The organism is Stenotrophomonas sp. HMWF023 (assembly GCF_003060985.1).
In the GTDB taxonomy this organism is placed as follows: domain Bacteria; phylum Pseudomonadota; class Gammaproteobacteria; order Xanthomonadales; family Xanthomonadaceae; genus Stenotrophomonas; species Stenotrophomonas lactitubi.
The window spans coordinates 1-8592 of the sequence record NZ_QAIJ01000212.1 but is presented as its reverse complement, the minus strand read 5'-3'; the positions used below and the strand labels follow the sequence as shown (position 1 = coordinate 8592).

11 protein-coding genes are annotated in these 8592 nt (G+C 65.4%); 8 read left to right on the top strand and 3 right to left on the bottom strand.

Annotated features, from left to right (window positions below; all coding sequences use genetic code 11):
• Positions 1 to 25: 25 nt before the first annotated feature.
• The 3 genes from DBR20_RS11465 to DBR20_RS11455 all read left to right on the top strand — a co-directional run bounded on the left by DBR20_RS11465 (position 26) and on the right by DBR20_RS11455 (position 3034).
• Positions 26 to 1174, top strand: coding sequence for a YncE family protein (locus DBR20_RS11465; RefSeq protein ID WP_108266256.1), 1149 nt, complete (start codon positions 26 to 28; stop codon positions 1172 to 1174).
• A 144-nt stretch (positions 1175 to 1318) separates the two neighbouring features.
• On the top strand, positions 1319 to 1894 hold the full coding sequence (locus DBR20_RS11460; RefSeq protein ID WP_108266255.1) for a hypothetical protein: 576 nt from the start codon (positions 1319 to 1321) through the stop codon (positions 1892 to 1894).
• 39 nt (positions 1895 to 1933) lie between these two features.
• Positions 1934 to 3034: a hypothetical protein gene (locus tag DBR20_RS11455; protein WP_108266254.1), complete on the top strand. Its 1101-nt coding sequence runs from the start codon at positions 1934 to 1936 to the stop codon at positions 3032 to 3034.
• 47 nt (positions 3035 to 3081) lie between these two features.
• Here the strand turns inward: DBR20_RS11455 and DBR20_RS11450 are convergent, their stop codons facing one another.
• Entirely contained in the window at positions 3082 to 3480 is a 399-nt protein-coding gene (locus DBR20_RS11450) for an XVIPCD domain-containing protein (protein WP_229981001.1), read from the bottom strand.
• Between the two features lie 147 nt (positions 3481 to 3627).
• Between DBR20_RS11450 and DBR20_RS11445 the strand changes: the two genes are divergently transcribed.
• Complete coding sequence (locus DBR20_RS11445; RefSeq protein WP_146186994.1) at positions 3628 to 4173, top strand: hypothetical protein; 546 nt, start codon at positions 3628 to 3630, stop codon at positions 4171 to 4173.
• Positions 4174 to 4203: 30 nt separating this feature from the next.
• Here the strand turns inward: DBR20_RS11445 and DBR20_RS11440 are convergent, their stop codons facing one another.
• A complete protein-coding gene (locus DBR20_RS11440) occupies positions 4204 to 4683 on the bottom strand; it encodes a nuclear transport factor 2 family protein (RefSeq protein WP_108266251.1) in 480 nt (159 codons plus the stop codon).
• Between the two features lie 224 nt (positions 4684 to 4907).
• Here DBR20_RS11440 and DBR20_RS11435 point away from each other — a divergent pair, with 224 nt between their 5' ends.
• The 4 genes from DBR20_RS11435 to DBR20_RS11425 all read left to right on the top strand — a co-directional run bounded on the left by DBR20_RS11435 (position 4908) and on the right by DBR20_RS11425 (position 7819).
• Positions 4908 to 5720: an alpha/beta hydrolase gene (locus DBR20_RS11435; RefSeq protein WP_108266250.1), complete on the top strand. Its 813-nt coding sequence runs from the start codon at positions 4908 to 4910 to the stop codon at positions 5718 to 5720.
• 24 nt (positions 5721 to 5744) lie between these two features.
• A complete protein-coding gene (locus DBR20_RS22125) occupies positions 5745 to 5915 on the top strand; it encodes a hypothetical protein (RefSeq protein ID WP_099782623.1) in 171 nt (56 codons plus the stop codon).
• 174 nt (positions 5916 to 6089) lie between these two features.
• Positions 6090 to 6734 (top strand): hypothetical protein, encoded by a 645-nt coding sequence (locus DBR20_RS11430; protein WP_108266249.1) that lies wholly within the window; start codon positions 6090 to 6092, stop codon positions 6732 to 6734.
• Positions 6735 to 6850: 116 nt separating this feature from the next.
• Positions 6851 to 7819, top strand: coding sequence for a polysaccharide deacetylase family protein (locus DBR20_RS11425; protein WP_108266248.1), 969 nt, complete (start codon positions 6851 to 6853; stop codon positions 7817 to 7819).
• A 3-nt stretch (positions 7820 to 7822) separates the two neighbouring features.
• On the opposite strand, the gene DBR20_RS11420 is transcribed toward DBR20_RS11425, so the two are convergent.
• A partial coding sequence (locus tag DBR20_RS11420; protein ID WP_108266247.1) for an MnmC family methyltransferase occupies positions 7823 to 8592 on the bottom strand: 770 nt, incomplete at its 5' end.

Sequence of the window (8592 nt, the reverse complement as noted above, 5' to 3'; positions counted from 1 at the left end):
TCCGTGCCCATTGAAGGACGCTCGCATGATCCGCAATTCCCTTTTCCGTTCGGCCGCGCTGGCCGTCGCCGTGTCGCTGAGCCTTGGCGCTCCGACCGCCTTCGCCGCTGACGCCGCCACCGCCACCAGCCCCGCCACCGCCGTACAGCGCCAGGCCGTCGCCCAGGGCCTGTACGAGCTGGCCTACAGCCCCAAGCAGAACGCGGTGTTCGTTGCCTCGTCCGGTGGCTTCGGCGATGACGCCGGCCCGGCCCAGGTGCTGCGCCTGAACCCGACTACGCTCGCCGTGGAAGCCCGCATCCCGTTGGAGCGCAAGGCGTTCGGCGTGGTGCTGGACGACGCCCACAACCGCCTGTACGTGGGCAACACCGTGGACCTGTCGGTGACCGTGGTCGATACCGCACAGAACAAGGCCATCGGCACCGTGCAGCTGATGGAGAAGAAGACCGGCAAGGACGGCAAGGCCGCCTACACCCACGACCTGCGCGAACTGGTGGTCGACAGCGCCGCCAACCGTCTCTACGTGACCGGCCACAGCAGCCAGCCCGATGTGAGCAGCGTGCTGTTCGTGATCGATACCACCACGCTGAAGGTGATCAACACCATTCCGGGCCTGGGCAATGCCAAGGCGCCGGGCCTGGCGTTGGATGCCGCCAACAAGCGCGTGTACACCAGCAATCTGCTGGCCGATCTGGTGGTGGTCGGCACCGACTCCAACAAGGTGGAGGCTCAGCACAGGATCGCCGCCGAGCAGCCGATGAACATCGCGCTGGATCCGGCCGGCAAGCGCCTGTTCGTGACCGACCAGGGCTCGGAAATGCTGCGGGGTTACCAGGCCAAGAGCAGTGGGCTGGTCAGCAAGCATCCTGGCCAGCGCGTGCTGGTGCTCGACCGCAGCAACGGCAAGGAACTGGCCAGCATCCCGACCGACGCCGGCCCGCTGGGCATCCTGTTGGATGCACCGCGCAAGCGCCTGTACGTAACCAACCGCGAAGCCGGTACGGTGACCGCGTACAACAGCGACAGCTACCAGAAGGTGGCCACCTACGCCGTGCCGACGCACCCGAACAGCCTGGCGCTGGATGCGAAGAACAACGTGCTGTACGTCAGCATCAAGAACGGTGAAAAGGATGCCAAGGGCTCGGAAGAGAGCGTGGCGCGGATCCAGCTGTGATGCGATGACGCTGGGTCACGCCCGGCGTCCTGACGCGTGAAGAAGGCAGGGTGCAGACCCTGCCTTTTTCTTTGCCCGGTTGCAGTGCCCACCGCCAACCCGCTAGGGTTGAAGCCCATGGCAGGGAGCCAAAGGATCTAGATCATGCTGGGTATCCACCGCTGGCTGCGCGTCGGCCTGTTGATCACTTTGGGCGCCGTACTGGGTGCATGCACCAGCCGTGACCCCACACCGCCCGAGCCGCTGGACCTGACGCAGCCGATTGCTGTGGACCAGGCCGGCCAGGAAGTATGGTTCGAATTTGAAATCAACGAGCGCAACTTCATTCCGGATCGCACCTATTCGTTGGGGCTGGAGCTGCGGCGCCAGGATTCTGATGCTGGGAATTCGCCCGACATGCATGGTCTGAATGTTCCATTCGAAGTGTCACTGCAGCGCTGGGTGGACGGCGCCTGGGTGGATGTTCCCACCTATGACAGCTTCCAGGCCATGGCTCTCAACGCCGGCAAGCCGCTACCCGCGTGGCACACATCAAACGTATGGAAGTACGCCCGTCTGCGTTCCGGCAGTGACGGCCAATACCATCTGAGCATCGTCGCGCTGCCTGTGGAAATCCATTCGCGCTACCGGCTACAGGTTCGCACTGTGCAGGCGACGCCGGAGTTGCAGCGGTACACATCGCGTTTGCGCGTGCATGTTGCTCGTCTGCCTGGTAAGTAACCAATAGCCCATCCCTTTGAAGGAACGGAGAATCATCTTATGGACAAGCCGCGTTACACCCTGGACATTGTCATTGCCGCGCCCGGAACGCCCTTGATTGACTTGGAAACTGGCAAGCAGCAGGTCTTGGATGGCGTTCCCCAGACGTCAGCACCTGGCCACATGTTCTACGTCCTGCATGCCCCGGGTCAGTCCCCGAAGAGCTTCGGATTTGCTCCCAAGGAGCACGGCAGCATGAATGGTCCTGGCGCCATCATGGAGGACGACGCAGATGTCTATAAGGACCCACGACACACCCGCACCCTCGAGATCAGCGAAGCGCAGTACAGGAAGCTCGAGGCCTTCGGCTCGGATCCGGAGAAGTTCGGCTTCAGCAAGCACTACCAGGACGTGCGCCACAACTGCGTGGACTTCACCTGGGAAGCGCTGAACCACGCGGGCATCGAGCGGAAAAGAAGCATCGACGTGAATGCACTGGGAGGTCCCGCCGGCCAGCTTCTTCCGGACGTCCGCATTCCTCTGGAGATGAAGGGTGGGGGCAAGGACGGTTATCGTCCGCTGCGTAACATCCACGGCGTCGACAGCATCGATCCGCCGTTCCCCAACAGTGATCTCAATCGTACGAAAACCAACCCGATGCCCGATCGTACGTGGAAGCATCGCCTCCTGAGCGACAACGACGACATCGGCGAGCGCAGCGGCGAGCGGGTGGCCAACGACGCGCGTGTGCCGGGTGACGCTTTGCATCCGCTCGACCAGCGGGTGCGCGCGGCGCTGGGCGAGGCGGCCGAGCGGCAGGGTCTGCCGCCGGGACAGCAGCCCGAGCTGTTGGCGGGCCACCTGACACGATTGGCGGTGCAGGGGGGCTACACCGAACGCGATACCTTGCAGGTGGCCTTCAGCAGTGGCGGTGCGGCGGATTCGCCGGGCTATGTTTTTCTGCAGCGCACGGGCGACACCGCCTCACCGGACCCTGCAGCGAACCGCCAGCGGCTTTCGCTCGCCGATGCCCAGCAGGGCACGGTTGAAGAGGTGTACCAGCAAGCAAGCGTGCAGCATCAGGGCCGCGAGTCCAGCCGCGTCGCGCAGGAAGATCAGCTGCAACAGCAGACGCAGCATGCCCAGCCGCGAATGGGCTGATAGCGGCCCATGCCACAGGCGTCGGGGTCATCCACGCCTGGCGGTGTTCACCCCATGCGATGCGCAGGGTTCTGCTGCTGATCCTGTACCTGCGCATCCAACGTCTGCTGCTCAGCCTGCACCGGCTGCTGTCCACCCAGCCCCAGCTTCTGCAATGACTCCTGAGCCGGCGTCTGCGCCGCCTCAGCAGTCGGCAGCATCGCCCGCAGGTGCGCCGGGTTGGCCGGGTCGCCCTGCACCACGAAGATGTTGTGCCCGGCCGGGTGGTTGGCGGTGGCATTGCTCACCACCACGTGGTCGGCGCGTTCCAGGCCCTGTTCACGGGCTTTGACGGCCAGGCTGGCGGCCACGTTCTCGCTGGTGGCGTCGAACGCGCGGCCGTGCTTCTCGTCCAGTGCGGCCACGTTCTGGCGGATCTGCTGGTGGAGGGAATCGTCAGGGGTCATTGGGGGCTCCATGTGGCCGCTACCGTGTGGCCGGATGTGGCCAGTGTAAAACGGTCGCGGGCTGCGCCGTTAACGGCTTTGTTGCTAGCCTGTGGCCCGGTGACGCAGGGGATGGCGTCCGGTGCAATGGCAGCGGGGGAGAGCGTGGTGCACGGGGAGACAAACCGGATACGGGGGCAGGCGGCTGCGCGGTTGCTGCTGGGCGTGGGGCTATGGGCCTGCGCAGGTAGTGCGGTGGCTGACACGCCGGTAGCAGCGGACGATCCCGCCTGCCCATCGCAGGACTTCACGCGTTTCCTGCAACGCTTTGCCGACCCGGCCGATGACCGGGTGCGCCTGCGCTACACCTCCGACCCGCTGGAGTACGAGGTGCCGATGCACACCGTGCGCGACGACCACCAGGGGCTGGCACCCACGCACGTCGTGCTGGAACAGGGCGGCGCGCGATTGAAGCGTTTCGGCTACCGCTACCTCGCTGCGTTCGATCTGTTCGTGCCTTCGCCGGTCAGCCGTGACCCGGTCGCGCTGGAGCGCATGCGTGCGGGCACCTACAACGCACCCACGCTGATCGAGCCGATCGATGACACCGGGCAGCGCGTGACCTTCGGCAGCGACACCGAGCGAGACACCTACACCTTCGCGCGACGTTACGGTTGCTGGATGCTCACGCGTGGCCGCAACCTGCGCGACTGAGCAGGCGCTGCGGCGCTGCGGCGCTGACGATCATTTGTCCGCTGGGCGGTGGTCGTAGCTGATCACGCGCTCAGCCTGCCATTGACCGTTCACCCTGCGCCAGACCTGGATGAAACGGGCCTGGCCGGTCCAGCGTTCAATGCCATCGGTGCCACGCTCATGGAAGCGGTGGTCGCCGATTTCCAGTGCGCGATCGTCCTGCAGTGGGAAGACCTGCAGCGAGCTCTCCACCAGCTCGCGCCGCAGGTGCCAGCCGCCCTTGCGCGCGTTGTCGCACAGGTTGGCTACGCTGCTACGGAAGTCGGCACGACTGCTGGCGGACTTGCCGTCCTTGTCGTGGAAGAACTCCATGTCCTCGGTAGTCATTGCGGCGGCTTTGTCGGCGTCGCAGCTGTCGAACGCTGCGGCGAACAGTTTCGTGTCGGCTGCGCGGATCTGCTCGCGCAGGGTGTCGCTGGCGGGGGAGGTGCCGGCGACTGCGGCGGCGAGCAGGGGCAGGGCGAGCAGCATGGCATGGCTCCGTTGAGGACCGGCGCAGACTGGCACGGGGGCCGTCTCACCGTAAGCGGGCGCTGACGAAACGGGGCCAGGGTCCGACCAATGCCGCGCTGGCGGGTGTGAACCTGTGCGACCCGGCGCCCGTGTACGTGATGTCATGGCCTGAGCCGATTCCATCACGGGCGTCTCCGTCGCGAGTGCCTAGGCTGGGGTCCTCATTTCCCCCCGGAGCTCCCATGCCTACCTCCTCCGTCCGCCTGCACATTGAAGACACCGGCGGCACCGGCCGTCCGGTGATCCTGATCCACGGCTGGCCGTTGTCCGCCGAATCTTGGAAGGCCCAGGTGCCGTTGCTGCGCGATGCCGGCTACCGGGTGATCAGCTATGACCGCCGAGGTTTCGGTCGCTCGGAAAAGCCCGCCGATGGTTACGAGTACGACACTCTGGCAGCTGATCTGGCCGGCCTGATCGACGAGCGTGGCCTGCGCGATATCACGTTGGTCGGCTTCTCGATGGGCGGTGGCGAAGTGGCCCGTTACATCGCCAACCACGGTGAGGACCGTCTGCACAGCGTGGTGTTTGCTTCGGCCGTGCCGCCGTACCTGCTGAAGGGCGCGGACAACCCGGACGGGCCGCTGACCCAGGAAAAGGCCGATGAGATGCGCCAGGGGCTGGAGAAAAACCGCGAAGCGTTCTTCGACGGCTTCACCCGCGACTTCTTCAGTGCCGACGGCAAGCTGATGGTCACCGAGGACGAGCGTCAGGCCGCCATCGCACTCGCCCATCAGTCCGACCAGACCGCCGCCCTGGGTTGTATGAAGGCGTTCGCCACCACCGATTTCCGTGCGGACCTGAAGAAGGTGACGGTACCGACGCTGGTGCTGCACGGTGACAGCGACGCCACGATGCCGTTCGAGGGCTCGGGCAAGCGCACGCATGCGGCCATCGCCGGCAGCGAGGTGGTGGTGCTGAAGCATGCGCCGCATGGCTGCAACACCAGCCACGCCGATGATTTCAATCTGGCCCTGCTGGAATTCCTGAAGAAATAACGCCGACTACGGCATCATCCGCACATGCCTACTGCCCGCACGCCGCCCTGGAAGAAGCCCAACCCGAAGGGCCAGAAGACGCAGCCCCTGACGGAGGCGCAGAAGGCGGCGGCGCGGCAGCGGGCAGAGGAGAACGGACGTCGTTACCCGAACCTGGTGGACAACATGTGGGCGGCGAAACTGCCGCGTGGTTGACGCGCTACCTGACGCGCCGCAGTAACAGATGCAGCCCCACCATCGGCAACACTCCCGCATGCAGCGCATATGCAGCGGACATGATCGCGCGTCATCCGCGATGGTGTCGCATCTGCCAGCCGACAGCGGCCGTTGGCTTGGCTAGCATGCGCGTCACTCGCTGGGGATACACCGATGACTGCCTTCACTGCCCGCCTCGGGCGCTTCTTCGGCGCTGGCCTGATGTTGTTGCTGCTGCAGGTGGTGGCACTGCTGTCGGTTGGCTTGGCCGCAGGTTACTTCCATCACCGCGTGGACCTGCTGCTGGAGCCACTGTCCTTGGCCTGTGGTGGCACCGATCAGGGCGCGCGCCTGCACGTGGCCGAGCATCTGCTGGCGCGTGCCGGTGCGCTGGATGATTGGCAGCCGCTGTGCTGGTTGCCGATGGCAGCGCTGGTGCTTGCTTTGCTGGGTACGCTCCTGGTCTGCGTGCACTGGCTGCGCCATGTTGATGTGCCGCTACGCCGCAGCACATGGGGCCTGCTTGCCCTGCACGCGGCGGCACTGCTGCTGGCCAGCGCGATGCTGCGACTGTATGAGCATGTGTGGGAAGGCATCACCACTGCACTGCCGGCTGCGTGCATGACAGATCTGGGACCGGATGGACATGAGCTGCCGTCCTCGATGCGGCAATGGTTGCTGCAGCTCTTCGCCAGGGCGGACCTGATGCCGCCGCACGCGCCTGATGCGCTGGCCATCATCCTGTGTGGGCTGTTGCTGGCAGCGATGGTGGTTGGTCTGTGGTTATGGCGCATTACTTCGCGATTGACGCAGCCCTGAGGCCCGGTACGGATATCGCCCGCTGACTCGGCCCAGCGCCGCAACACCTGGCCCACACTCGGCTGCAAGGCTCAATCGCGCTACAGTCGCTGCATCCTCATCCCATGGATGTACCGATGCGTCTGTTCCTGCGTGCGTTGCCGTTGCTGTTGTTGTCACTCACCGTCCACGCTGCCGAGGTCGATCGGCGCATTGCGGTGACCATTGACGATCTGCCGTGGGCGCGCCTGGATGAGATCGTGCCGGCGGATCTGCAGGCGCGTCATGCCGCACTGATGGCGCAGCTGCGCCAGGCTGACGTGCCGGTGATCGGTTTCGTCAACGGCAACAAGCTGGAAGTGGATGGCAAGGTGCAGCCGGCGCGCGTGCAGATGCTGCGCGACTGGCTGGATGCCGGCTACGAGCTGGGTAACCACACCTGGTCGCACATGGACCTCAACGCCAAGGGCGTGCCAGCGTTCCAGCAGGATTTCCTGCGCGGCGAGCAGGTGTTGCGACCGCTGCTGGCCGAACGCGGGCAGGCGCCACAGTGGATGCGTCATCCGTATCTGCGCGCCGGCCGCACGCCGGAAGATCGCGCGGCGATGGACGTGTTCTTCAAGCAGCACGGCTACCGCGTTGCGCCGGTGACGGTCGATAACGGTGAGTGGGTGTGGGCCTTCGCCTACGCCAACGTGATGAACGAGCAGCCTGACTCACCTGAGCGTGAGGCGACGCTGGCGAGCCTGCGCAAGGGCTATGTGCCGTACATGCTGAACAAGGTGGATTACTACGAGAAGCAGTCGCTGGCGCTGCTGGGGTATGCGGTGCCGCAGGTGTGGCTGATGCATGCCAACGAACTCAACGCGGCGACGTTCGCCGAGCTGGTGGCGGCCACCAAGCGTCGTGGCTATCGATTCGTGTCGCTGCAGGAGGCCGTGCGTGACCCCGCCTATGCGCGCGGTGCGGAGGGCTACAGCGGTCGCTATGGGCCGAGCTGGCTGCACCGCTGGGCGATGGCCGAGAACAAGCCCAAGGAGTTCTATGCCGGCGAGCCGGAAGTGCCGAAGTGGGTGATGAAGCTGGCCAAGGTGGATGGCGAGTGAGGCTCAGCGCTTGACGGCCAGCACGCCGTCCAGCGCCAGCTCGGCCTTGAAGCCTGCCTTTTCCAGGCGCTTGGCCACTTCGCGCGGCACGTCGCGGCCGCTGGTCAGCTTGTTCGGCGCGCCGGTGTAGTGGAACAGGCGCCCCCCCTTGCGGATGACGCGGGCGAGGTGGTCGTAGAACACCTGCGAGTACAGTTCGCCGGCGATGCCGAAGCGCGGCGGGTCATGCAGGATCGCATCGACGCTGTTGCTGGCCACCTGTTCGATCTGCTGCGACACGTCGCCGTGGCTGAAGTGCAGGCGACCGCCAGCGGCGGCTGAATCCGGATCGGGCGACCACGGGTTGAGCGTACGCAGCCACATCACGTCGGCGTTCTTTTCGAACGAGCGGATCTGGCCGACACCAGCCTCCAATGCACACGCGGCGAAGTAGCCCAGGCCGCCGCAGGTGTCGAGGATCATCTTGCCGGCCGGGGCGACCAGCTCGACCTTGCGGCGCGCGTCCTCGAACGGCGACAGCTTGGAGGTCGGCAGCATCTTGATGCCGTCGATCTCGAAAGTCGGTGCGCCCCATTCGGTCGGCACCAGCTTGATCAGCGAGCCACTGAAGCGGGAAATGGAGGAGAACTCCTCGCCATCCCAGTAGTACAGCGTGCGGTCCTTCAGCTTGCCCGGCCAGGGATAGTGCTGGCCGCGGAAGGTGAAACCCTCGGCATCCAGCTGTACCACCTCTTCGCTGCGCCCCAGGTCGAGCGAGCCCTGCCATTCGGTAG

Excerpts from the sequence above, each read along its gene's own strand:
- DBR20_RS11465 (WP_108266256.1), top strand. The coding sequence starts at position 26 with ATGATCCGCAATTCCCTTTTCCGTTCGGCCGCGCTGGCCGTCGCCGTG.
- DBR20_RS11460 (WP_108266255.1), top strand. The coding sequence starts at position 1,319 with ATGCTGGGTATCCACCGCTGGCTGCGCGTCGGCCTGTTGATCACTTTG.
- DBR20_RS11455 (WP_108266254.1), top strand. The coding sequence starts at position 1,934 with ATGGACAAGCCGCGTTACACCCTGGACATTGTCATTGCCGCGCCCGGA.
- DBR20_RS11450 (WP_229981001.1), bottom strand. The coding sequence starts at position 3,480 with ATGACCCCTGACGATTCCCTCCACCAGCAGATCCGCCAGAACGTGGCC.
- DBR20_RS11440 (WP_108266251.1), bottom strand. The coding sequence starts at position 4,683 with ATGCTGCTCGCCCTGCCCCTGCTCGCCGCCGCAGTCGCCGGCACCTCC.
- DBR20_RS11435 (WP_108266250.1), top strand. The coding sequence starts at position 4,908 with ATGCCTACCTCCTCCGTCCGCCTGCACATTGAAGACACCGGCGGCACC.
- DBR20_RS22125 (WP_099782623.1), top strand. The coding sequence starts at position 5,745 with ATGCCTACTGCCCGCACGCCGCCCTGGAAGAAGCCCAACCCGAAGGGC.
- DBR20_RS11430 (WP_108266249.1), top strand. The coding sequence starts at position 6,090 with ATGACTGCCTTCACTGCCCGCCTCGGGCGCTTCTTCGGCGCTGGCCTG.
- DBR20_RS11425 (WP_108266248.1), top strand. The coding sequence starts at position 6,851 with ATGCGTCTGTTCCTGCGTGCGTTGCCGTTGCTGTTGTTGTCACTCACC.